At 66.9% G+C, this 23591-nt stretch carries 18 protein-coding genes; 8 read left to right on the top strand and 10 right to left on the bottom strand.

Annotated elements, in window-relative coordinates:
- The first annotated feature begins 106 nt into the window (after nucleotides 1-106).
- From ACXAJT_RS20315 to ACXAJT_RS20295, 5 genes are all read left to right on the top strand, one after another.
- Nucleotides 107-1300, top strand: a complete 1194-nt coding sequence (locus ACXAJT_RS20315; protein WP_475238203.1) for an efflux RND transporter periplasmic adaptor subunit — start codon at nucleotides 107-109, stop codon at nucleotides 1298-1300.
- Nucleotides 1297-4425, top strand: coding sequence for an efflux RND transporter permease subunit (locus ACXAJT_RS20310; protein WP_475238198.1), 3129 nt, complete (start codon nucleotides 1297-1299; stop codon nucleotides 4423-4425). The genes ACXAJT_RS20315 and ACXAJT_RS20310 overlap by 4 nt, the downstream gene beginning before the upstream one ends.
- Before the next feature lie 279 nt (nucleotides 4426-4704).
- Nucleotides 4705-5022: a hypothetical protein gene (locus tag ACXAJT_RS20305; RefSeq protein ID WP_475238195.1), complete on the top strand. Its 318-nt coding sequence runs from the start codon at nucleotides 4705-4707 to the stop codon at nucleotides 5020-5022.
- A gap of 134 nt (nucleotides 5023-5156) precedes the next feature.
- Nucleotides 5157-5732 (top strand): hypothetical protein, encoded by a 576-nt coding sequence (locus tag ACXAJT_RS20300; RefSeq protein ID WP_475238193.1) that lies wholly within the window; start codon nucleotides 5157-5159, stop codon nucleotides 5730-5732.
- 127 nt (nucleotides 5733-5859) lie between these two features.
- Complete coding sequence (locus tag ACXAJT_RS20295; protein ID WP_475238190.1) at nucleotides 5860-7137, top strand: solute carrier family 23 protein; 1278 nt, start codon at nucleotides 5860-5862, stop codon at nucleotides 7135-7137.
- Nucleotides 7138-7213: 76 nt separating this feature from the next.
- Here the strand turns inward: ACXAJT_RS20295 and ACXAJT_RS20290 are convergent, their stop codons facing one another.
- The 4 genes from ACXAJT_RS20290 to ACXAJT_RS20275 all read right to left on the bottom strand — a co-directional run bounded on the left by ACXAJT_RS20290 (nucleotide 7214) and on the right by ACXAJT_RS20275 (nucleotide 11057).
- Nucleotides 7214-7564, bottom strand: a complete 351-nt coding sequence (locus ACXAJT_RS20290) for a type II toxin-antitoxin system RelE/ParE family toxin (RefSeq protein WP_475238188.1) — start codon at nucleotides 7562-7564, stop codon at nucleotides 7214-7216.
- Nucleotides 7554-7811 carry a ribbon-helix-helix domain-containing protein gene (locus ACXAJT_RS20285; RefSeq protein ID WP_475238183.1) on the bottom strand — a complete coding sequence of 86 codons (258 nt, stop codon included), beginning with the start codon at nucleotides 7809-7811 and terminating at the stop codon, nucleotides 7554-7556. Before ACXAJT_RS20285 ends, ACXAJT_RS20290 begins: the two co-directional genes overlap by 11 nt.
- 232 nt (nucleotides 7812-8043) lie before the next feature.
- On the bottom strand, nucleotides 8044-10182 hold the full coding sequence (locus tag ACXAJT_RS20280; RefSeq protein ID WP_475238181.1) for an FG-GAP-like repeat-containing protein: 2139 nt from the start codon (nucleotides 10180-10182) through the stop codon (nucleotides 8044-8046).
- 191 nt (nucleotides 10183-10373) lie between these two features.
- Nucleotides 10374-11057, bottom strand: coding sequence for a hypothetical protein (locus ACXAJT_RS20275; protein WP_475238179.1), 684 nt, complete (start codon nucleotides 11055-11057; stop codon nucleotides 10374-10376).
- An 814-nt stretch (nucleotides 11058-11871) separates the two neighbouring features.
- Here ACXAJT_RS20275 and ACXAJT_RS20270 point away from each other — a divergent pair.
- Both ACXAJT_RS20270 and ACXAJT_RS20265 read left to right on the top strand, forming a co-directional pair.
- Nucleotides 11872-13176 (top strand): AAA family ATPase, encoded by a 1305-nt coding sequence (locus ACXAJT_RS20270; RefSeq protein ID WP_475238174.1) that lies wholly within the window; start codon nucleotides 11872-11874, stop codon nucleotides 13174-13176.
- Nucleotides 13173-14270: a ParB N-terminal domain-containing protein gene (locus ACXAJT_RS20265; protein ID WP_475238172.1), complete on the top strand. Its 1098-nt coding sequence runs from the start codon at nucleotides 13173-13175 to the stop codon at nucleotides 14268-14270. Before ACXAJT_RS20270 ends, ACXAJT_RS20265 begins: the two co-directional genes overlap by 4 nt.
- A gap of 1315 nt (nucleotides 14271-15585) precedes the next feature.
- On the opposite strand, the gene ACXAJT_RS20260 is transcribed toward ACXAJT_RS20265, so the two are convergent.
- From ACXAJT_RS20260 to ACXAJT_RS20240, 5 genes are all read right to left on the bottom strand, one after another.
- Nucleotides 15586-16905 (bottom strand): glycosyltransferase family 87 protein, encoded by a 1320-nt coding sequence (locus ACXAJT_RS20260; protein ID WP_475238168.1) that lies wholly within the window; start codon nucleotides 16903-16905, stop codon nucleotides 15586-15588.
- A gap of 100 nt (nucleotides 16906-17005) precedes the next feature.
- The gene (locus ACXAJT_RS20255; RefSeq protein WP_475238166.1) at nucleotides 17006-17746 is read right to left on the bottom strand and encodes an SDR family oxidoreductase; all 741 of its coding nucleotides are present in this window, start codon (nucleotides 17744-17746) and stop codon (nucleotides 17006-17008) included.
- Complete coding sequence (locus ACXAJT_RS20250; protein WP_475238163.1) at nucleotides 17743-19077, bottom strand: FAD-binding oxidoreductase; 1335 nt, start codon at nucleotides 19075-19077, stop codon at nucleotides 17743-17745. The genes ACXAJT_RS20255 and ACXAJT_RS20250 overlap by 4 nt, the downstream gene beginning before the upstream one ends.
- Nucleotides 19074-19541, bottom strand: coding sequence for a GtrA family protein (locus ACXAJT_RS20245; protein ID WP_475238160.1), 468 nt, complete (start codon nucleotides 19539-19541; stop codon nucleotides 19074-19076). Before ACXAJT_RS20245 ends, ACXAJT_RS20250 begins: the two co-directional genes overlap by 4 nt.
- A gap of 19 nt (nucleotides 19542-19560) precedes the next feature.
- On the bottom strand, nucleotides 19561-21231 hold the full coding sequence (locus ACXAJT_RS20240) for a UbiA family prenyltransferase (protein ID WP_475238156.1): 1671 nt from the start codon (nucleotides 21229-21231) through the stop codon (nucleotides 19561-19563).
- A 248-nt stretch (nucleotides 21232-21479) separates the two neighbouring features.
- Here ACXAJT_RS20240 and ACXAJT_RS20235 point away from each other — a divergent pair, with 248 nt between their 5' ends.
- Nucleotides 21480-22997, top strand: a complete 1518-nt coding sequence (locus ACXAJT_RS20235; RefSeq protein WP_475238154.1) for a peptide MFS transporter — start codon at nucleotides 21480-21482, stop codon at nucleotides 22995-22997.
- 21 nt (nucleotides 22998-23018) lie between these two features.
- Here the strand turns inward: ACXAJT_RS20235 and ACXAJT_RS20230 are convergent, their stop codons facing one another.
- A complete protein-coding gene (locus ACXAJT_RS20230; RefSeq protein ID WP_475238151.1) occupies nucleotides 23019-23459 on the bottom strand; it encodes an HNH endonuclease in 441 nt (146 codons plus the stop codon).
- Nucleotides 23460-23591: the final 132 nt, after the last annotated feature.

Raw genomic sequence — 23591 nt, 5'->3', positions numbered from 1 at the left:
ATTACGTTCTCCGATGGCTGTGTCCTTGATTACCGACCGTTGGTCGGTATGTAAACACGCACGCGCCGTAACCCGATCACGCCCTGATGAGCGAGAGTAGCACAGCATGACCGACCAACCCGCCACCCCGGCGCAGACCGAAAGCCTGCGGTTCGAAACCGACCGCGGCTCATCTCGGCCGTTCTGGATCGCGATCGCGCTGGTGGCCGCCATCGCCGTGTGGATGGGCAGCGGCTTTGTGTTTCCCGGATCCGAACCCGCCGCCGAGACCGCCGCCAGCGAACCGCAACCGCCGTCGGTGATGACGCAGCGCTCACAGGCGCAGCCGGTGACGCTCAGCTACCGCGCCGAAGGGCAGGCGCTGCCCGACCGCGACACCGATGTCATCGCCGAGACCGCCGGCACGGTGATCGAGATGCCGTTTGCCAAGGGGGACCGGGTGGTGCGCGGCGACATTCTTGCCCGGCTCAACTCGGACCGCGCCGAGGCGGCGCTGGCGCAGGCCCGCGAGCAGCGCGCCAACGCGCAGCGCGAGTTCGACAACGCCTCGCAGCTGTTCGAACGCGGCGTCGCCACAAATGACCGGCTGTCGGACGCCCGCGCGACGCTGGCCGCGGCAGAGGCCGATGTGGCCAGCGCCGAAGAAGCGATGAAAAACCTCGTGATCGAGGCCCCCTTCGCGGGCCGGATCGAAACCCTGCCCGCCAGCGAAGGCGAATACGTGCCATCCGGCGCCACCATCTCGCGCGTGGTCGACAATGACCCGCTGACCGTCGCCATTCAGGTGCCGCAGCAGGCGCTGAGCCGCATCCGCGAGGGCCAGAGCGCGCAGGTGCGCTTCATCACCGGCCAGACCCGCGACGGCCGGGTCAGCTTCGTCGGCGCCGCCGCGGCCTCCGAAACCCGCACTTTCCTCACCGAGATCGAGGTCGCCAACCCCGAGGGCGTGGTGCCCGCAGGGGTCTCGGCGCAGATCACCATTCCCACCGGCGAGGCCACCGCGCATCGCGTCCCGCCATCGATCATCTCGCTCGACGCCGCCGGGCAGATCGGCCTCAAGACGGTCGAGGACGGCCATGTCGCCTTCCATCCCATCCAGATCGTCAAGACCGAGATCGACAGCGTCTGGGTCACCGGGCTCGACGACACGGCGACGATCATCACCGTCGGGCAGGGCTTCGTGCGCGACGGCGAAGCGGTCCGCGCCGAGCCGCAGCCAGAGGCCGCCGAACAGGTCTCGGCCAGTGCCGAAGCGATCCCCCGTGCGCGGGCGGAGGAGCAGGCGGAGGACACGCCGTGAACAGCCTGATCGACGCCGCCTTTTCCCGCGGCCGCGCGGTGATGATCCTGCTTGTGATGATCCTCACCTTCGGCGCCGTGGCCTATGTCTCGATCCCCAAGGAAGCAAACCCCGAGGTGCCGCTGCCGCTGGTCTATGTCAGCACCACGCTCGACGGCATCAGCCCCTCGGATGCCGAGCGGCTGCTGATCGAGCCGATGGAGGCCGAGTTCGGCGCCATCGAGGGGCTGGAACAGATGTCGGCCGAGGCCACCGAGGGCTTTGCCAGCGTGCAGCTTGAATTCGCCGCCGGCGGCGACATCGACGAGGCGCTCGACAAGGTGCGCGAGGCCGCCGACACCGTGCAGGGCGATCTGCCCGAAGACGCCACCACGCTCAACGTCACCGAGATCAACACCGCGCTGTTTCCGATCATCACCACGGTGCTGTCGGGCCCCCTGCCCGAGCGCACGCTGAACGACATCGCCGAGGCGGTGCAGGATGAACTGGAGGCCCTGCCCGGCGTTCTGGAGGTGGACATCGGCGGCGCGCGCGAGGAATTCCTCGAGGTGCTGATCGACCCGACGGTGTTCCAGACCTACAACCTCAGCTTTGAAACGCTGACCAGCCAGCTGCAGCGCAACAACCAGCTGATCGCCGCGGGCGCCATCGAAACCGGCGGCGGGCGCATCGTGCTGAAGGTGCCCGGCCTGATCGAAGACCTCGAAGACGTGATGGCCATGCCGGTGAAGGTCGACGGCACCACCGTCGTCACCTTCGGCGATGTCGCCACCGTGCGCCGGACGTTCGAAGACCCCACCGGCTACGCCCGCATCGACGGCCAGCCCTCGCTGGCGCTGGAGGTCACCAAACGGTCGGGCGCCAATATCATCGACACGGTCGCGGCCACAAAACAGGTGATCGACGAGATGAGCGCCGACTGGCCCGAAAGCCTGCGCGTCACCTACCTGCAGGACCAGTCCGAGCAGGTGAAAACGCTGCTGTCGGATCTGGAGGCCAACGTCATGGCCGCCGTCATGCTGGTGATGATCGTCATCGTCTTCGCCCTCGGGTTCCGCTCGGCGATCCTTGTCGGTCTGGCGATCCCCGGCGCCTTCCTTGCCGGGGTGGCGGTGATCTGGGCGATGGGCTTCACCATGAACATCGTGGTGCTCTTCGCGCTGATCCTCGTGGTCGGCATGCTGGTCGACGGCGCCATCGTCACCGTCGAACTGGCCGATCGCCGCTTGCAGGAGGGCGACGCCCCCAAAACCGCCTACGCCCATGCCGCGAAACGCATGGCCTGGCCGATCATCGCCTCCACCGCCACCACGCTGTCGGTGTTCTTCCCGCTGCTGTTCTGGACCGGGCTGATCGGCCAGTTCATGAAATACCTGCCGATCACCGTGATCCTGACGCTGGGCGCATCGCTGTTCATGGCGCTGGTGTTCATCCCGGTGCTGGGCGGCATGATCGGCCGCAACCAGCCGCAGACCGCCAAGGCCAAGGCCGCGCTGCATGCCGCCGAACGCGGCGACCCGCGCGAGATTCACGGCCTCACCGGCGCCTATATGCGGCTGCTCGAACGCGCCATCCTGAGGCCGTGGACAACCGTGGTTCTGGCGCTGGCGCTGCTGCTCGGCGGCTTTGCGCTTTACGGTCAGTTCGGGCGCGGCATCTCGTTCTTCCCGTCGGTCGAGCCCGAGTTCATGCAGCTGCAGGTGCGCGCCCGCGACAACCTGTCGATCTACGAGCGCGACGATCTGGTGCGCAAGGTCGAGGACCGGCTGGTCGGCACCGAGGGCATCGAGAGCGTCTACGCCCGCTCGACGATGAGCGCCGGCGGCGGCGAAGAAGACGTGATCGGCACCCTGCAGCTTGATCTGGTCGACTGGCAAGAGCGCCGCACCGCCGACGAGATCGGCGCCGAGATCCGCGACAAGATGGCCAGTATCGCCGGCATCGACGTGCAGGTGGAAACCGAAAGCGGCGGTCCTTCAAGCGGCAAGCCGGTGAACCTGCGGGTCTCTGCCGGTGACGTCTCGCAGCAGAGCGCCTCGGTGGACGAGGTGCTGGCGGCGATGGAATGGGTCGGCGGGTTCACCGATATCACCGACACCCGCCCGCTGCCCGGCGTCGAGGTGGCGATCAACGTCGACCGCGCCGAGGCGGCGCGCTTCGGCGCCGACGTCAGCCTGCTGGGCCAAGCGGTGCAGTTGCTCACACAGGGCATCACCGTCACCGACTACCGCCCGCCCGACGCCGACGGCGAACTCGACGTGCGCGTGCGCTTTCCCAACGACTCGCGCTCGCTGTCGGAGCTGACCAACCTGCGCGTGCCGACCTCGGCGGGGCTGGTGCCGATCTCCAACTTCGTCACCTTCGAGCCGGTGGAGCGCGTCGGCGTCATCCGCCGCATCGACGAGCAGCGGGTCACCACCATCGAGGCGAATGTCGCCCCGGGCCTGCTGGTCAATGATCAGGTGATGGCGCTGCGCGCCGAGCTTGAGGCCGCCGACCTGCCCGACAGCGCCAGCTACGAGTTCGCCGGCGAGGCCGAGGACCAGCAGGATTCGATGACCTTCCTCGCCATCGCCTTCGTCGCCGCCATCGGGCTGATGTTCCTGATCCTCGTGGTGCAGTTCAACAGCTTCTACCAATCCTTCGTGGTGATGAGCGCCATCGTGTTTTCCATCGGCGGCGTGCTGCTGGGGCTGATCGTCACCGGGCGGCCCTTCGGCATCGTCATGGGCGGCGTCGGGGTGATCGCGCTGGCCGGGATCGTGGTGAACAACAACATCGTGCTGATCGACGCCTACAATGATCTGCGCAAGGCCGGGCTGTCACCGCTCGAGGCGGCGCTGCGGACCGGCGCGCAACGCCTGCGCCCGGTGGTGCTGACCTCGGTGACCACGGCGCTTGGCCTGATGCCGATGGTGCTGGGGATGAACATCAACTTCATCGAGCGCGAGATCGTCTTCGGCGCACCCTCGACGCAGTACTGGACGGAACTGTCGAGCGCCATCGCCGGCGGGCTGGTGATCGCCACGGTGCTCACCCTCGTGGTCACCCCCGCCATGCTGATGCTGCGCGAGAAGCGTGCCGTGCGGGCCCAGCCCTCCCCGCCAGCGCTGCCCGCCGCGTGAACGTTCCGGATCACGGTGCGCAGAGACTGATCTTGCGACAGGCCCCAGAAAACAAAGCGCCTTGGCGCCAGAAGGCCGCCAAGGCGAAAGGTCCTAAAAATAGGTGCGACGCTCCCACTCAAGGATACTAGCTCACAAAACACTCGCTAAATATCGCCGCGAAGGAGGCGTAACACGACACGCCTCAAGTGCAAAGAGATTATCATTTTGATAATATACCCCGTGTTCGGACCGTGACATTTATTGACGTCCGGCCCGCCCTGTAGGAAAAACGTCGTCATGGACAAGCTCAACTCCATCCTTCACCTGCGCGAAATGCTGCGGCAGCTTGAACGCGATTTCGGCCTCGAAGACCTCAGCCGGTTCGAGCGCGATGTGCTGCTGGCCGCGCACGGGCTGTGCGAAAACCCCGGTGACGTGGTCAGTTCCGAGCAGATTCGCGCGCATGATCTTGTCCGACCCGCAGCGCAGGCGACCTTTTATCGCGCCATCCGCACGCTGCTCGAGCGCGGGCTGCTGGAGCGTGCGGCGGACACCAAGGCCAAATCCTACATCGTGCGCAGCGATCTGGTGGGCACACCGCTGCCGCTGCCCTGATCCGACCTGATCGGGCCTGATCTGGCCTAGCCTTTCCGGATCGTCACGAAGAGAATTGCACGTTGCGTCAAGATGCCCTACCGAGGGCCTGCCGAGCCTTGGCCTCCCGCATGCGACCTTTCTGAGACCCGGACGTGACACACTTCCTGAACATCGCAGTTGTAGCAACCGCATACGTCTTGGCACATGGGCTGACCGCGCTGCTGATCACGCCGCTGCAGTCGCAAGCGCTGCCGGACATCACCGCCTTTGCCAGCCTCGCCTATCTGCCGCATGGCGTGCGCGTGCTCTCGACGTGGCTGATGGGGCCGGTGGCCTTCATCCCGCTGTGCCTTGGCGCCTTCGCCTCCGAAGTGCTGTTCACCCCCGCCGAGATCAGCACCGCCACCGACCCGGTGATCCTGGCGTCGATCGCCGTTGGGGCGGCCTCGGCGCTGCTGGCCTTTCAGGCGCTGGCGCTGGTGGGGTACCGGCTCTACGCTTGGCAACAGCGCGTCATTCACTGGAAGTGGCTGCTTCTGGCGGGCGCGCTGGCCTCGGTGATCAATTCGGTAGGGCAGTCGCTGGTGTTCTCCGGCGTGGTGCTGCCCGATCATTCCTTTGCCGTGCTCGCGGCCTATGCGCTCGGCGATCTCATCGGCCTTATCCTCACTACCTTCGCCCTGATGCTGGTGTTCCGCTGGTTCCGCATCTCCGCCGCGCGACGCTGAGCCGCTGACACCGCGCCGCGCATCGGCGCCGCTTGGCGCATGGCTGCCCTGCCTGCATCGACCATTCCCTTTTGCCGGTGAAAGAGGCTATGGCCGCGCCCAACACGAGGCTTCCGAGGAGAGAGAGATGTCGTATTTTCCCAAATGGCGCCCCAGCACCGGCGCGGTGGTGCTGCCCGACGAGAGGCTGCCCGGCGCGGCCTCGGTGCCGATGGGCATCCAGCACCTGCTGGCGATGTCCGGCTCGACCATCGTCGCGCCGATCCTGATGGGCTTCGATCCCAACGTCGCGGTGTTCTTTTCCGGCATCGGCACGCTGCTGTTCTTCCTGATCACCGCGGGCCGGGTGCCCAGCTACCTCGGATCGTCTTTCGCCTTCATCGCCGTGGTGCTGGCGGTGCTGGGACAGGAAGGCGCGACCATCGCCCATGCGCTTGGCGGGATCATCGCCTGCGGCGCGCTCTACGCGCTGATCGGTCTGATCGTCATGGCCATCGGCTACGACTGGGTGGAAAAGCTGATGCCCCCGGTGGTCACCGGCACCATCGGCATCGCCATCGGCCTCAACCTCGCGCCGGTGGCGGTCGAACAGCTCAACGCCTTCGGCTCGCCCACCCCGGCGCATCTGACCATCGCACTGCTGACGGTGCTGTGCATGGCCATGGTCTCGTGCTATGGCCCGCCGCGCAGCCGCCGGCTGTCGGTGCTGCTGGCGCTGATCTTCGGCTACGCGCTGGTGCTGATCCTCGGCAACCTCATGGGGCTGATGGCGCCGATCGACTTCTCCGCCGTGGCCAACGCCGCATGGTTCCGCCTGCCGAAATTCCAGACGCCCGAATTCCACTGGTCGGCGATCACCCTCATCGCCCCGGTCGCCATCGTGCTGGTCGCCGAGAACCTCGGCCACATCAAGGCGCTCGGCGCGATCACCGGCAAGGACATGGACCCCTACATCGGCCGCGGCTTTCTCGCCGACGGTCTGGCAACGATGGTCGCGGGCTCGGGCGGCGGCACCGGGGTGACCACCTACGCCGAGAACATCGGCGTCATGGCGATGACCAAGGTCTACTCCACGCTGGTCTTCGTGATCGCCGCCGTGGTGGCCATCTGCCTCGGCCTTTCGCCGAAGTTCGGCGCGCTGCTGCAGACCATCCCCGCACCGGTGCTGGCGGGCCTGTCGGTTGCCGTTTTCGGCCTTATCGCTTCGGCCATGGCGCGCATCTGGATCGACAACAACGTCGATTTCTCGGACTCGCGCAACCTCTTCACCGCCGGCGTGGCGCTGATCTTCGGCGCCGGGGATTTCACCCTGCACATCGGGCAGTTTTCGCTCGGCGGCATCGGCACCTCGACGCTGACCGCGCTGCTGCTCTACCAACTGCTCGGCATCGGCCGCAAAGGCTGACGCCCCTCGCTCCGCGCGGCCCGTGTTTCTCCAGACCCGCGCGGAGCCCTGCCCGTGCCTGCCTAGCCGGTGCGCCTCAGTCGCGCGCCAGCAGGCGCAGCAGGATGCCGCTGTCGTGATCCTGCCCACCGTAGAACACCGCCAGCACGCGCAGTTCTTCGGCCTGATCGTCCACATCGAAATAAAAGATCGCCCGGTCCTTGGTGACATGGCGCAGCGCCGCGCCCAGTTCCGGCCGCCGGGTGCCCTGATGCGGCGCCTGCCCCAGCGCCTCCATCGCGGCAAGGATCGCCGCCAGCCGCCGCTCGGCAAGATCAAAGGCCGCCGCGACCGGCTCGCCAAGCGCCTCGGCGCTGTCGGCGATGAAATCGAAGATCAGCTCAAGATCGCGCTCGACCGCCGCCGCGCGCAGAACCCTATAGGCCACGCGCGGCCCGTTTGCGCGCGATCATCGCCGCGGTTCTCTCGCGCCCCGCCTCCACCGACACGAACGCCCCCGCGCGCCGCGCGTCGAGCAACTGGCGCAGCGCCTCGGTCTGTTCGCTTTCCTGCCGCATCAGTTCAATGCCGTGCTGCAGCGCCGCGCTGACCGAGGGAAACCGTCCGTCCTGCACAAGACCGCGCACATAGGCGTCCTGCGCTTCGGTGAGAGAGATCGAGGATTTGACGCTCATGGAAAGGGCTCTCATATGCTACTGGGTAGTATATGGCCGCGTGGCGCGCGCAGTCAACGCAGCGCGGCCCAGCCCCCCTGCCCTACCGAAGAACGCCCTCTAACCCATTGTTTTTCATAATCTGGATACCGCAAAAGAAGACCGGCCGCGCACTGCGCGACCGGTTTCCGGGGGTGCGGTGCCCCCGTCCCCGCGTGGCCTCGGTTCCGCAACCGGGGCCCCGCATTCGGTGTCAGCTTACCGGCAGGTCTCCGAACTCGCCCGCCTGAACCCGCGCGTAGGTCACCGGCCACGTGACCTCAAAATCGTCCAGCCCGGTCGGCACGGCGGCGAAACGGCCCGCGCCGTCGTTGAGCAGCAGGAAGCTCTCGCTGATGCCGGGCTCGGCGAAGGTCTCGAGGGTCGTGGTCAGAATGAGATCGATATCGCCATCGCCGTCGAAATCGCCCTGCGCGGTCAGCTGTCCCTCGAGGTCGGGATCAAGCGAGGCCACCTCGATCGACAACGCCCCCTCCTCAACCGGGAACTCGAATACCCGCAGCCCCGGATCGAGCCCTAGGAAACCGTCCTCGATGCCCGCGCCAACCATCTCGACCCTGCCGTCGCCGTCAAAGTCAGCGATCTGCAGCAAACCCACGCCGCTTAGCTCATCTTGCGGAAACTTGGGCGCTATCACCGTCTCATCGGGCGCGCCGGTGCCGTCGGTCAGATAGGTGTAGATGCCGCCGCCGTCGCTGACCGCCACGTAGAGCACATCAAGATCGCCATCGCCATCGAGGTCGGCAGGGATCTCGGTGCTGTTGCCATCATCGCTTGCGCCGTAGCTGCCCACCGGATCGAAACCGCCCGCACCGTCGTTAAGCATCACCAGCGTGCGGCCAAATCCGAACCCCACATTGAGCAGCATATCAGGCTGTCCATCGGCGTTCATGTCGGCGAGGCTGACATCGTTGCTGCCGAAGCTGAGTTCATAGAGATCATCGGGCAGCGGCACTTCGACGACGTCGAAGGTATCGTCCCCGGCGTTCTCCAAGATCATGATCTTGTTCGCCACGAAGGACGCGCCGACCACGTCCATATCGCCGTCACCATCGATGTCACCGACCTCCCCCGCCTCAAAGATGTCCCAAACCTGATCGGCGGCGGCGCCCGGATATCCCGAGATATTCGCGGTGAAGCTGACGCTGTCACCCGTCGTCTCGGTGAACTGGCCGCTGCCGTCGTTCTCGTAGACCGTGGTGGTCACCCCGAAGATGAACTCATCGATCCCCGAGCCCGCTCCGGGCAGCGGGAAGGGATCGACCACCGCCACATTGAGGAAATCCAGATCGCCGTCGCCGTCCATGTCGGCGGCGCGCAGCCTCCCGGTCTCTCCGGGCGCGATGCCCGTGGCCATCTCGGCAAAGCCGCCGCTGCCATCGTTCAGCGCCACATAGACCTCGCCGCCCCGTTCGTACCACAGGTCGCGCGTGGCCGGTGCGGTCGTCTCGGGCGCGACGCTGGTGAACTGCAGGTAGTCGGTGCGCAGCGGCTCGCCGCCATCGCCGTCACCCACCAGTTCGATAACGTCGCCGGCCTCCAGCGCCAGCCCCTCGATCACCTCTTCCACAAGGCTCGCGGTGCTGGCGATCACGTCGCCCTCGGTGCTGTCCCAGTCGAACCGCGCCACCTCTGCGCCATTGACCAGCACCTGCATCCACGACTCGCCGTCGGTCTCGTCGAAATAGCCGATGGCCAGATCGAAGGTGCCGCTTTGCTGCATCGTGTAACTCGCCCGCGCCTCCTCGGCAGAGACCTTCTGCAGCATCTCGCGCCCCGAAGCGGCGCCGTTGGCCACCACGCCAAACCCCGAGACGATCTGCAGGTCTTCCGCCTCGACCACAAAACTCTCGCCCAGCGACGGCGGCGGCGCGGCGGTGATCTCGATGTAATCGGTGCGCAGCGGCTCGCCCCCGTCCTGCGCGCCGCGCAGTTCGATCACATCGCCCGGTGCCAGCAGCAGCCCGGTCACCGTATAGTCTGCTTTCGACGCGGCGGTGACGATGGCGTCGCCCTCGGTGCTGTCCCAGTCAAAGCTGGCGACGACCGTGCCGTTGACCAGCACCTCCATCATCGACTCGCCGTCGCTCTCGTCGAAATAGGCAACGGTCAGCGCATATAGCCCCGCCGCCCCGGCGAACACGCCCCCGGCCTGCGAACTGGCCGCCGTGGCCTGCAAATAGGCGTCACCCGAGGGATGCGGGTTAGACGCGACGGTAAACCCCGCGCCGATGCTCAGCGTTTCGGCTTCGGTCAGACCGAGACCGAGCGTGGCGGTGGGGCTGAAATCGGGGAAACTGAATACGGAACTCTGCGAAATGGCAGCGGGCATGAAGATGCCTCCAAGATCTGCTGGAATGACTTGGGCGAAAACGCGTTTGAAATAAATATGGCCGGAAATTGGCCTACCAAAAGAATGACCACAGATTGCGCGTCTCTGGCAGCGACGTCAACTCGTCGCGGCAGATCGGCATAACTTTGCGCGAAGCGCGCCTTGCCCGTCGCGCCCCGGTGCCCCGGCGCTCAGGTGATCACCAGCACCTCGTCGACGCCCGCATCCACCGTCCGGCAGGCGCTGAGCAGCCGCGCCCCCAGATGGCCCGACACGTAGCTGGCGTGGAACCGCGACGGCGCCGACAGCACCAGCCGCCCCCCTGCCCGCTCGCGCCGCTCCAGCGCCGCGAACCATGCGGCATAAAGCGCCGGGTCCTCGCCATGCAGCACCGCGCGGGCCAACCCCCATTCGCTTTCGTCCGACAGATCCGGCGCGGGAATTTTTCCCTTGATCGGGAGAGGCACCACTTTCTCATCCACCGGCGCGCTGCCGCTCAGCCGCTGTTCCAGATCGGGGCCCACATCGCCCCAGCGCGTCCGGCTGTCTTCGAGGATTCGCTCGATCGCCAGAGAGTATTCGCTGACCCGTCCGCGAGCGCCCTGCCGTTTCACCTTCAGCCAGCCCATGGCGCGCAGCTTGGCCATCTCGCGTTTCACCGTGCGCTCATCGACCAGCCACAGCCGCGCGATCTCGCGCTGGCCCACCGCCAGTTCGTCGCGGGCCCAATTGTAGCGCGCCGTGACCAGCGTCATCAGCCGCAGAACCAGCCGCTGACGGCCCTTGTCCTGCGCTAACGCATAGGCGCCCATGACCGTGAGCAGGTCATATTTCATCGCGGCGGCGTTGCGCCCGGCCGCTTTCGTGGCAAGCATGTCCCTGCCCTCGTGTTTCCTGCCGCCTGTCTGCGGTGCCTCGAGTATGCGGGCTCTTTCGGCCCGTTGCGTCTTTGCTGGGGACAACGTGCGGTGTTCGGAGTGAAAACGCAACGCTCTTTCCCGAGCCTGTGTCATTTGCGTCCGGTTTCTCGATTCTGTCAAGCGGCGGGCTGTTTCGGCGCCAGACCCATACCCATTTTCGAATGAAAATTTCGGTAGTCTGGTATTGGGGGACAGTTAGGGAGTCCCCTATTACGCCAAAAATGTCCCCCAATATGTGGGGGAGCGCCGGAAGCTGTCCCCCATTATCCGATCCGGACTCCCAGCGGCTCGCGGCAACTCGTTGGGGATTCGCCGAATCGATGCGGCCTTGCTGCATGGGCGCGCGGCGCAGGGGACACAGGCAAAACGGTGATTTCCGCGAATGCCTTATAATAGAGTATTTGCTTTTGCCTTGAATGCAAATTCAGCGTAAATTCCAGCCCATCGGAAATTTGCGTCCCGCAGTTTCGCCGAACCGCGATCTTCACGACCGCCCGGCGCAACGGCCCCTCCCGGCAGCATGGGGCGCAGATGTCCCCGCGGGGACAAATCCAGAAGCGTCCCCGTGGGGACATGCGCAGAGGTGTCCCCGCGGGGACGGGTCCGGAAAGACAGATCGGACCAGCCCGCAAGCGTCCCCGTGGGGACAGGGACCGTGGCACATGTCGCCGCAGGGACAAACGACACAGCTGTCCCCGCGGGGACAGGCAGGCAAAGCGTCCGAAGCGGCGCGACATATGAAAGCGTCCCCGCGGGGACAGGAGGCAGGATGTTTACACACGAAGACCTTGCGCGGCTGCAGGCGCAGTCGCTGAAGATGCAGGGCTGGATCCGGCAGCAGACCTTCTCGCCCGAGATGGAAAAGACCCTGCGCCGCTTCTCCAGCTGGGAGGTGGCCGAGCTGATCCTGCAGGTGAACCAGTCGACCCTGCGTGGCCGCATGGCCGCCGATCCGCATCTGCCGCAGGGACAGGTCGAGGAAGATGGCCGCCAGCGCTGGTACTCGCTGGAAGAGATCAACGAGATCCGCCGCAAGCTGAAGGTCAACCGCAAGAGCCTGATGCCCCCTCGCCCGGCCAACAAGCGCGCGTTCCGCGTCGCCATCTCGAACTTCAAGGGCGGCGCCGGCAAGTCGACCGTGGCGCTGCACTTCGCCCATGCCGCGGCGCTTGATGGCTACCGGGTGCTCTGCGTCGACTTCGATCCGCAGGCGACGCTCAGCCACTCCATGGGCCTGTCGGACATCACCGAGGAATACACCGTCTGGGGCATCATGGCCCGCGACCTGATCCGCGAGACCGACCGAATGAACGCCGCCACCCGCGGCGCCGAAAGCGGCTCCGCCCTGCCCGAGCGCAAGCTGCCCGAGGCGATCACCTCGATGGGCCTGCGCGACCTGCGCGCCGCCGATTTCATCAAGGCCACCTCCTGGCCGACCATCGACGTGATCCCCTCCTGCGCCAACGCCGCCTTCGTCGAGTTCGCCTCGGCGCAGTACCGGCACCTGAACCCCGAGTGGTCGTTCTTTGCCGCGGTCAGCCGCTACCTCGACAGCCTGCCGCCCGATGCCTACGATCTGGTGATCTTCGACTGCCCGCCCGCCATCGGTTACCAAAGCATGAACGCGGTCTTCGCCGCCGACATGCTCTATATCCCCTCGGGGCCGGGCTATTGGGAGTACGATTCCACCACCTCCTTCATCGGCCAGCTTTCCGAAGCGCTCGGCGATCTGTCCGGCTTCGAGGGGGTTGTCCCCGCGGGGACACTGACCTTGCCCAAGGCCTTTCTCGACATCCGCTTCCTGCTCACCCGCTATGAGAGCGGCAACGATCTGCACCGCGCGATGCGGCAAGCTTTCCAGAAGGTCTGGGATGAAAGGATGACCGAGCACCCGATCGAAATGACCCGCGCCGTCGAACAATCCGGCCGGTTCCTCAGTTCGATCTACGAGATCGACTATCGCGAGATGACGCGAGAAACTTGGCGCCGGGCGCGCGCCTCTTTCGACCGCGCCTATGAAGAGTTCCGCGGCCACGTGCTGACCGCATGGGACCAGCTGGAGGATGAGGCATGAGCAAGCGACGCGGTTTCGACATCGACTTTCCCGAAACGCCCGACGGGGTCTACACCGGCGGTGGGCGCAAGCCCGCGGCCGAGACGCCCGAGAAACCCGCGGCCCGGCGGGGACCGATGGCGGCGGCGATCTCTGAAAACGCCGAGGCGCTGCGCGACCGCGCCGAGGCCGAGCGGGCGATCCGCGAAGAGAACGACCGGCTGGCGCATGACTATGTGCGGCTGAAGCGGGCAGGGCTGATCACCGATCTGGTGCCGATCGACGCGGTGCAAACGACCAAGCTGACGCGCGACCGCGCCGCCGGGCCGGACCCCGAGATCGACGAGCTGAAGGCCTCGATCCGCGAGGTTGGCCTATCGAACCCGATCCGCGTCGAGCCGGTGGGTGATCACTTCGAACTGGTGCAGGGTTTCCGCCGTCTCTCGGCCTACCGCGAGCTTTACGCCGAAACCGGCGACGAGGCCTACGCTCGTATCCCCGCGGGGCTGGTCGCCTCGGGCGAGGCGCTGGTCGGGCTCTATCGCAAGATGGTCGACGAGAACCTCGTGCGCCGCGGCATCTCCTTTGCCGAGATGGCGCAGCTGGCGCTCAGCTTCGCGCGCGACCCGAAGACCGACACCAATGACATCGAGGGCGCGATCACCCTGCTCTACGCCTCCGCCGGTCGGCAGAAGCGCAGCTACATCCGCCATTTCGCCACGCTGCTCGAAGAACTGGGCGACGATCTGCATCATCCCGAGGCGATCCCGCGCAAGCTGGGTCTCGATCTGGTCAAGCGCATGGGCGACGAGCCGGAGTTCTCGGCGGGGCTGAAAAAGATGCTGGCCGGGCAGGGCGAGGTCTCCTCCGATTACGAGGTTGCGCGGCTGACCGACGCGGTGAAATCCGCACCCAAGGCGGCGCCGAAGCCCAAGGGCGCCAGCGCCAATGCCGCCGCCAAGACCACGCTGCGCTGCACTGTCCCCGCGGGGACAGTCCGCTGCGCGGCGCGCGACGGCAGGGTCGAACTGGCGATGGAGCGCGATTTTTCCAGCATCGACCGCCACAGGCTCGAGGCCGCGGTGGCCGCTTTCATGCGCGAGCTTGACGAGTGAGACACGCCACATCGCACACAGGGCCAGCCCCTGTCCCCGCGGGGACAGGGGCTTTTTCGTGCGCGGACGGCAAGGGCCGTGCAGGCTTGTCCCCGCGGGGACACCCTCGCCAACAGCGCATATCGGCGCTGACGTGTATCGCCCGGCGAAGCGACCGGCGGACAGTCCTCCCGTTTCGACCTTTATGCTGGGCCGCTTGTCACGCCTGTCCCCGCGGGGACACTTTGGTCTGTTGCCCACATCGCTGCGCACGAGTGTTGTCCGCGCAGGCGCCCGGCAGAAAGCTCCCACGTTTCGACCCTAACGCGGATCGCTTGCCGCTTCTGTCCCCGCGGGGACACCTGCGTCCGCTGCGCAAATCGGCGACGACGAGTCCTGCCCGGCGCAACGAACGGCAGTCAGGTCTCATAGTCCGACCCTAACGTGGGGCCACCTGCTGGTCTGTCCCCGCGGGGACAGACCAGCAAACCCACCATCCTTGGCCCGCTGGACTCCATGCCGAGCGCTCATGATTGCCCATGATGGCGCGACCCAATCAGCCCTTCGTCCCCGCGGGGACAGAGACGAAACACGCGCTTAGACTTGAGGTCAGACCCAGTCAGCGGCGGCGACGGGCGGAGCAAATGGCGCATGAGACATCACGTCTGTCCCCGCGGGGACAGGCTCTTTGGCTAGGCTGATGCATGGCTTTTCCGCGGCCCTTTTCTCAACCCCGAACAGGGCCGACGTCCGGCAATGGACGTACCTCGCCCCCGGTCTGTCCCCGCGGGGACACCAGATAAATCGGTCTGGCACGTAGAGACCGGCGCCCGCTCAAGGGACCGACGCTGGCCGACTTCGGCGCCTTGCGTGCCGCCTGTCCCCGCGGGGACAGCCGCGATCACCCGCAGGGATTTGTTTTGGACTCCGCGGCCACAGCTGTCCCCGCGGGGACAAGCGCCAGAGGTGGGGGGTGTCTGATGCGTGGGCGCAAAAGGGGCGGGGCCTCTCTGCGCTGGGTGTCCCCGCGGGGACACCTCTTGAGAACACGCCGCAGGCACTGATGGTTTCAAGAGTTTGCAGGTCCATAGGGCTCGCGCCATGGCGGCCTCGGTTTTGCGCCGTAGAGTGGGCTGTGATGGACACTAACAAAAGGCTTTAGGCTGTCCCTGCGGGGACACATCCGGACCCTGTGTCTGCGACTTGGAGAGACTGTATCGGTGGGGTCCGCCATCTTTGGACGACGGCGAGCCTCGCGCCTTTTATGGACGGTAACGCCGCGCCACCAAAGTGCTGTCCCTGCGGGGACAGGCAATCACTGTAGTATTATGTTAAATTATATCGCAGCGGATCTGTCCGCCTTCTCGCCCTGAAAGGCATAGATGAGCGGCAGGGCCGACGCGCCGAGATAGCCCAGCGTTGCGATCGAGGGAAAATCGCCACGTGCCGAAAGCCCGGCCATAAGAGTCTCAAATCGGCCCGGTATCATCGCACCGAAGACCGCGAGGCCGCTGGCACACCAGCACAACACCCAAAGGCCGACGCGCCCCGCGGGCCCGGCGAAACGCGCGGCATCGGGCAGCAGCAACGCCAGCGCCATGGCCGTCGCGCAGAGGTCATAATCGTAGTTGTAGGGGCTGACCGAATAGCTCGCCAGCAGCGCCACGCCGAGCAGCCGTCGCGGCTGCCAGCGGCGCAGCGCGAGGCCCGCGACCAGCGCCAGCGCGGCCAGCGCCACCGCGCCTTGCATCGCGAAGGCCAGATCGGCGGAGGCGCCGGAGTTGCGCAGACCGGCGTAGACCGAACTCATCCGAAAAAGGGGATAGCGGCCCGCGGTGAGATAGCTGCTGGAGTCGGACGCGCTTTGGGCCACGGCGGCCCAGATGCCGGGGCCGAAGGCGAGCGTCGCGGCGGCCACGGCACCCAGCGTGACGGCCAGCGCGATCCCCAGAACTTTCAGACGCAGCCGCAGCGGGCCGGTGAGCAGCGCGTGCACTCCCAGCCCAACGGCGAGATGCGGCTTGATCGCCATGAGCCCGAGCGGCACGCCCGCAGCCCCGCGCCCTTGCAGCGCCAGCAGCGCGTAGCCGCCGACCAGCGCAGCGGTCATCATGCCGTTTTGGCCGGTCAGCAGGGTCACCATCAGCGCGGGCAGCGTCAGCGTCAGCGCGGCGTCGAAATGCGGCCCGGCGAGGCGCCGCAGCACCCACAGGAAGGCCGCCAGCGACCCGCTGGCAAAGACGACATACGCCAGCCAGCGCGGCACCAGCGCGAGGAGAGCGACCAGCAGGTTCATCTGTGCCGGGTAGGTCCACGGCATGAAGCCCTGATCCGGACCGTTCACCGCGTCCTGCGCAGGTTCGAACAGGCCGAAATCGTAAGCCTCCGCCACGCGGCCTTGCCAGACATACTCGCCCACCATGTAGAAAACGTTGAAATCGAGAAACAAAATGTCTTTCCCGAGGTGATCGGCAAAGTGGTACGCCGTGACAAACAGCAGCGTCATCACCAGCAATGCCAACAGTACCGCGCGGCTGACCGGGCGCAACCGGAACAGCACCGGCTCGGCGGTGCTGCATGCGGCGGCGGGGCGCGGGTCGGCTTTGGTGGGCGGCGCGGCGTCATGGGGCTGGGTGGTGCTGGCGGTGTGGGGCATCGGCAGGGTCCTCAAGGTGCGGGCTGATCGGGGTGCGATGTGCGGTTCAGGGGCGGAAGCCGCCAAGGTGGGCAGTCAGCGGATCGGCAGGGCAGGGGGGTCACAGGCTGAGCTTTTTGAACACCCGTTCGGGGATGGCGCGGATCACCGCCATGATCGCGCGCCAGATCGGGCGCACGTAGATCACGTCGCGGCCTTTTGCGCAGCCCTTGGCGATGGCGTCCGCGACCTCTTCGGGGGCGGCGGTGAGCTTTTGCGGCAGGTCCATGCCCTCGGTCATCCGCGTGGCGACAAAGCCCGGCAGCACGGTGAGCACCTGCACGCCACGCTTGGCCAGCCGGTTGCGCAGGCCCGACAGGTAGGCGGTGAACCCGGCCTTGCCGGCGCCATAGACATAGTTGGTCGCCCGCCCGCGCTCGCCCGCGACCGAACTGATGCCGACCAGCGTGCCGCTGCCGCGCGCCTCGAAGCGGTTGGCGAGATGCGCGAGGATGCTGGCGGGGCCCTCGAAGTTGCTGCGCAACACGGCGATGGCGGCGTCGGGGTCGGCTTCGCTTTGGCTCTGCGTGCCCATCAGCCCAACGGCGCAGACGGCGATGGCGGGCAACTCGGGCAGCGCCGCGACGAAGGCGGCGTGCGTGGCGGTGTCGAGCGCGTCGAACTCATGCAGGGTGACCGTGACGCCGTGGCGCAGGGCAAGGTCGGTGCGCTCGGGCTCGAGCGTTTGGGCGTGGCGCGCGGCCAGTTGCAGCGGATGTCCGTCGGCGGCAAAGCGATGCGCCACCGCCAGCCCGATGTCCGAGCGCGCGCCGAGGATCAGGACAGGGGAAGGGCAGGTCATAGCGAAAGCCTTTGCGACAGGGCCGATTGCAGCGACGCGGCCATGCCTGAGCGGGCGCGCAGCGCGGCGAGATCCGCGGCGCGCGGGTCGGCGCGGTGGAGGGTCTCGGCGCGCATCCGGGCGTCCTTGGCCAGATAGAAGCGCCCGCCGTGGGCGAGGGTGATGGCATCAAGCCGGTCGAGCAGCGCCAGCGCGCGGCGGCTGGCGGGGAAATCCATCGCCAGCGTGTAGCCCTGCATGGGGAAGGAAAACCCAGCCTCCTGCGTGCCGAAGCGTTTGAGCACGGCGAGGAAGGAGGCGCAGCCGGTTTCCGCGGTGGCCTCCAGCAGTTCGGCCAGACCGGCGCGGGCGCTGGCGTCGGGCAGCACGCATTGGAACTGCACAAAGCCGCGGCGGCCGTAGATGCGGTTCCAGCCGAGGATCGCGTCGAGCGGGTAGAAATAGCTCTGCCAGTCGGTGACGCTGTGGCCCGCCGCGCGCAGGCCCTGCCGGTAGTAGAGCGCGTTGAAGGCGCGCACGCTGTGGCGGTTGAGGGCAAAGGCGGGCAGGTCGACCGGCAGTTTGCGGGCGCCGCGTTTGGCGGTGGCGAAGCGATCGGCGGCCTGCGCTGCGGTCAGCTTGGCGCGGGGCAGGTGATGGCCGAGGGTCAGCAGCGCGCGGCCAAGCGCGTCGCCGCGGGCGAGGCAGTCGATCCATGCCACGGAATAGGGCGCGGTCTCATGTTCTTCGAAGCCGCGCAGCACCGCGTCGAGGTCGGGGCAGGGCAGGGTGGTCTGGCCGATCCAGCCGCTGTCGACCGGGCGCAGCCGCAGCGCGAGGCGCAGGATCACGCCGGTAAGGCCTATGCCGCCGAGCGTCCAGTCGAACAGTTCGGGGTTCTCGGTGCGGCTGCAGCGACGGGTCTTGCCATCGGGGCCCATGAGGTCGAGCCAGTCGACGCAGGCGCGAAAGCTGCCGTCCACATGGTGGTTCTTGCCGTGCACATCCGCCGCCGCCATGCCGCCAAGGGTGACGTAGCGGGTGCCGGGGGTGACCATGGGAAACCAGCCACGCGGCAGGAAGGCGTCGATCACATCCGACAGCAGCACCCCGGCCTCGGCCACCAGCTGGCCGGTTTTCGGGTCGAAGGCGATCATGCGATTGAGGTGCCGGGTGGACAGGGTGGTCTGCGCGCCAACCGCGGCATCGCCGTAGGCGCGGCCATTGCCGCGGGCGATGGCGCCGCCTGTGCTGTCGGCGCGGGCGAGCCGGTCGCGCATGGCCTGCGCATCGCGCGGGGCCTCCAGCGCGGTCTCGCGCGGGGCAAAGCGCCCCCAACCGGTCAGTTTCACGCCGCCTGCTCCTGCCCCTGTTGCGGGGTCTCGGTCACATCCTCATCCGCTATAGCTACGGCAAAGACGAAGCGCCGGTCGAGACGGTATTTGACCACATAGCCCACGGTCAGCCCGAGTGCGGCGCCAAGCTCACGCATGGCATCGCTGTGCCAGATCAGCCAGAAGGCGGTTTCCGTGCCCCAGAACAGCGCCGTCGTGGCGACGCCCATCAGGCTGTAGAGGGCGAACTGCCGGGGCCTCGCGCGGGTTGAGCGGTCGTGGAAGATCCAGCGCTTGTCGAGCGCGTATTTCACTGCCAGCCCGATGAGCGTGCCAAGCGCGATGGCGGGCAGCAGCAAGCTGCCCGGATCGCCCCCCTCTGACTGCCCGAGGGCCAGCACCGCGCGCTGCGTGCCGAGATTGGCCGCCATCGCCAGCAGCGCGAAACCGGCGTAGCGCAGGACCAGCGCGGGCAGGCTCATGTGAGGGCTCACGTCAGGCTCATGTCAGGGCGGCCAGCGTGGCCCAGAGCCTGTCGCCGAGGGCGGCCCAGAGGCCGAAGCCGAAGATCGCCAGCGCCGACAGATGGCTGGCGCGGTCGCGGGCGGCAAAGACCACGGGATCGTCGTGCATCTGGCCGCGCTGGGTGAGCAGCACCATACGCGTCACCCAATAGAGCAGCACCGCGCAGATGCCCCACAGCGCCTGCGGCTGCGAATAAAGCGACAGCACGGCAGGGGAAGTGATGTAGAGCGCCATCACCAGCACGGACAGATAGCCCGCGCCGAGGCCGACCATGGTGATGATCGGCAGGTCTTCGGTGCTGTAGCCGCGTCCGGCGGGGGCGGTCTTGCCGCGGGTCTTGTGGTCGACCAGTTCGGCCTGCCGTTTCACCGCCGCCAGCGCAAAGAAGAAGAACAGCGAGAAGGCGGCGAGCCATGCCGAAAGCTCGATCCCCAGCGCCACGGCGCCCGCCACCATGCGCATGGTGTAAAGCCCCGCCAGCGCGAGGATATCGATCACCGCGGTGCGCTTGAGATAGAGCGAATAGGCGGTGGTCAGCGCCATATAGCCGGTCATCACCGCCAGCATCTGCGGCCCCATGGCCAAGGCCAGCCCCAGCCCGCCGCCGCCAACCGCCAGCAGCATTGCCGGGCCGTGGGCGATCGGCAGGCGGCCCGAGGCGAAGGGCCGGGCGCGCTTGCGCGGGTGGGCGCGGTCGGCGCCGAGGTCGAGCAGATCGTTGAGCACGTAAACCGCGCTGGCGACGAGGCAGAAGGAGGCGAAGGCGGCCAGCGCGGTGCCGAGGCTGCCGGGGGTGATCTGATGCGCCGCCAGCATCGGCAGGAACACCAGCAGGTTCTTCAGCCATTGGTGCGGGCGCAGCGCATCGAGATAGGGGCGCAGCGCAAAACCGCGGGTGCGCACGTGTTCGGTGTGCCGGGCGACGCGCTCGGAGCGGCGGCGCAGCGCGGCGGGGGCGTTGACGGTGATCGCGCGGCTGGCGTGCTGCCAGATCGGCAGGTCGGCGGCGGCGTCGCCCATATAGGCAAAGCGGCTGGCGCCCCAGCGCGCGGTGATGAAGGCGGCCTTGCGCGCGCCCTTGAGGTTGGTCTGCCCGTCCGAGCCATGCGCCTCGTCAAACAGGCCGGTGTGGGCGGCGACCGCGTCGGCGATGCTCTGGTCGGCGGCGGTGACCAGCACCGCGCGGCCGCCTTCGGAGCGCCAGGCCTCGATATAGGCCAGAACCGCCGTGTCATAGGGCAGATGCGCCGCCTCCAGCCCGGCGGCGCGGGCGAGGCTGTGCTTCACCGCGGCGCGGCCGCGCAGCAAAGACCGGGCGGCACCGAGCGCGCCGCGCCAGTCGCGGCCAAGCGCCGACCAGAAGCTTTCGAACAGCGTGTCGGTGTGCACCAAGGTGCCGTCGAGATCGACCACCAGCAGGCCGGGGCCGGTTCGGGGGCCGGTTTGGGGGCCGCTGGCAGGGGAGGGGGCAGATGACGCGTCCAGAGCCTGCTTCGGCGCCAGCGCGCCGCGCAACGCAACCACATTGGCCTCGTCGCCGCGTGCCAGCGCCGTGATTGGATGTGCGTCCTGTATCTGTGACCCTTGTGGGTGGGCATCCTGCGGCTTTGGTGCCGCCGTGAACCCGGTAACCTGCGAACCAATCATCTTTTAAAACCCTCACACTCGTAGGTCACAACCAATGGGGGAAATGGGGCAAAAATTGGCCATCCGCGGGATAATTCCGCGAAGTGTGCCGCGTGGGCTGCCACCTGTGGCGGGGCTGCCGCGCCTCGCGCGGGGCAGACGCGGTCGGCAGAGCGCCGCTCGTCATGCGCGAAATATGGCCAAGTCGCTCGCCCTGCGGCATTTTGGGCGCTAGTCTCGCGGCATTGTTTGCGGTTCAGGCCTTTTCCATGTCCAGATTTGCCAGATACCCCGCCGGGCTGCCCGCCCTCTTCCTTGTCGAGATGTGGGAGCGGTTCAGCTTCTACGGCATGCGCGCGATTCTCGTGCTCTATCTCATTGATGCCGTCGAGATCGGCGGCATGGGGATGGAGACCTCTGCGGCGGTGGCGATCTACGGCATCTATTCGGCGGCGGTCTATATCCTCGCGCTGCCCGGCGGCTGGATCGCCGACCGGTTCTGGGGCGCGCGGCGGGCGATCACCGTGGGCGGGCTGGTGATCATCCTTGGCCACATCCTGTTGGCGGTTTCTGGCGCGACGGCGTGGATCTTCCTGGCCGGGCTGGTGTGCATCGCGGTGGGCACCGGGCTGCTGAAGCCGAACATCTCGACCATGGTCGGCGAGCTGTATCCCAAGGACGACGTGGGCGGGCGCGACGCGGGGTTTTCGTTCTTTTACATGGGCATCAATCTTGGCGCGATCCTCGGCGGCTTCGTCGCCGGGTATCTGGGCGAGGTCTGGGGCTGGCACTATGGCTTTGGCGCGGCGGCGGTGGCGATGCTGCTGGGGCTGCTGAATTTCCTGCACGCCGGGCGCGGCTCGCTGCGCGGCAAGGGCGCGCGGCCACCGCAGAAGGCGGCGCAGGGCGGCGGGCGCGACCGCATGGTCAGCCTTGGGATCACCGCGGCGGTGGCGCTGATCCTTGGCGTGCTGATTGCCGCCGGGGTGCTCGATGTGACCAGCGCCGAGGGCGTGGCGCAGGCGACCGGAGTGCTGATCGTCACCGTTGCGGTGGGGTTCTTCCTCAATATCTACGTCGCCGGGGACCTGTCGCGCGACGAAAAGAAGCGGATGATCGTGCTGGCGGTGTTGTTTGTCGCCGCGGCGCTGTTCTGGTCGCGCTTCGAGCAGGCGGGCTCGTCGCTGTCGATCTTCGCCGCCGAGCTGACGCGGCGCGAACTCATGGGCTTTGAGGTGCCGGCCTCATGGTTCCAGAACCTCAACCCGTTCTTCATCATCGTGCTGACGCCGCTGTTTGCATGGTTCTGGACGCGGGCGCAGGACAGGGGCTGGGAGATCTCGGTCTTCGTCAAGTTCGGGCTGGCGCTGGTGCTGGTCGGCCTCGGCTTTTGGCTGCTGGTGCCGGCGGCGCAAGTGGCGATGACCGGGGTGCGGGTCTCGGCGCTGTTCTTGATCGGCACGTTCTTCATCCACACCTGCGCCGAGCTTTTGCTCAGCCCGGTGGGGCTGTCGACCTTCTCGCGGCTGGCGCCGGAGCGGTTCACCAGCCAGATGATGGGGTTCTGGTTCCTCGCCGCCTCGCTGGGCAACCTGATCGCCGGGCTGCTGGCGGCGGGGATGGACACTGAAAGCCCGTCGGAATTGCCGGGCCTGTTCAACGGGCTGTTCACCGGTAGCGCGGTGGCGGGGCTGGTGCTGATCGCGCTGGCGCGCCCGCTGACCCGCTGGGCGCTGTCGGGGCACGAAAGCCTCGCCGCCGCCGAGGACAAGGCGCGGCATGGGTGAGGGCGGCGCAGCTTTGGCACCTCAGGGGGTGAAATAGCCCACCTCGCGCGCGAACCTGAAGCGCAGCTTTGCCTTCAGCGCCTGCAGGTCGGACGGGTCATCGAGCCTGTGGATCATGCGATGGCATGTCGGGCAGAGCACCATGAAGTCTTCTGGCACGCGGTAGCGGCGGGTTTCTCCTTCGGCGAGGCCCCGTAAAGGCGCTGCATGATGCACATCAAGCGGCATTTCTTGGGCAGGGCCTTTGAAGCAGTAATCTAGTTTTGGGTCGAGCCCGCAGCACTCGCAGAGAGGTGCTTTGGACTTGAGGACTTCTTTGCGTACTTTCGATGAGCGTTCGATCCGCCGCGAGAGGATGTAACGCCGGGTTTCCTCGATCGTTTTTCCTCCTGCCTCTTCTTGCATTGCTTCGCTAGGCGTCGTGCCGCCGCGGTTTACAAGCGTTTCGTAGGCGAGGAGCATCTGATGAAGGTCCTGCCGGATCTCGTCATCCGTGCAAGAGTAGGCCTTCTGTAATGGGGCGTCCTATGTCAACTGAGAACTTAGAACGCCATGGCATCGCGGTACGAGATTATCATACGGCGGCCTAGGCGA

The sequence above is a fragment of the Salipiger sp. ABF4_146 genome, from assembly GCF_056161345.1.
This window is presented reverse-complemented; position numbering and strand designations above follow the sequence as displayed.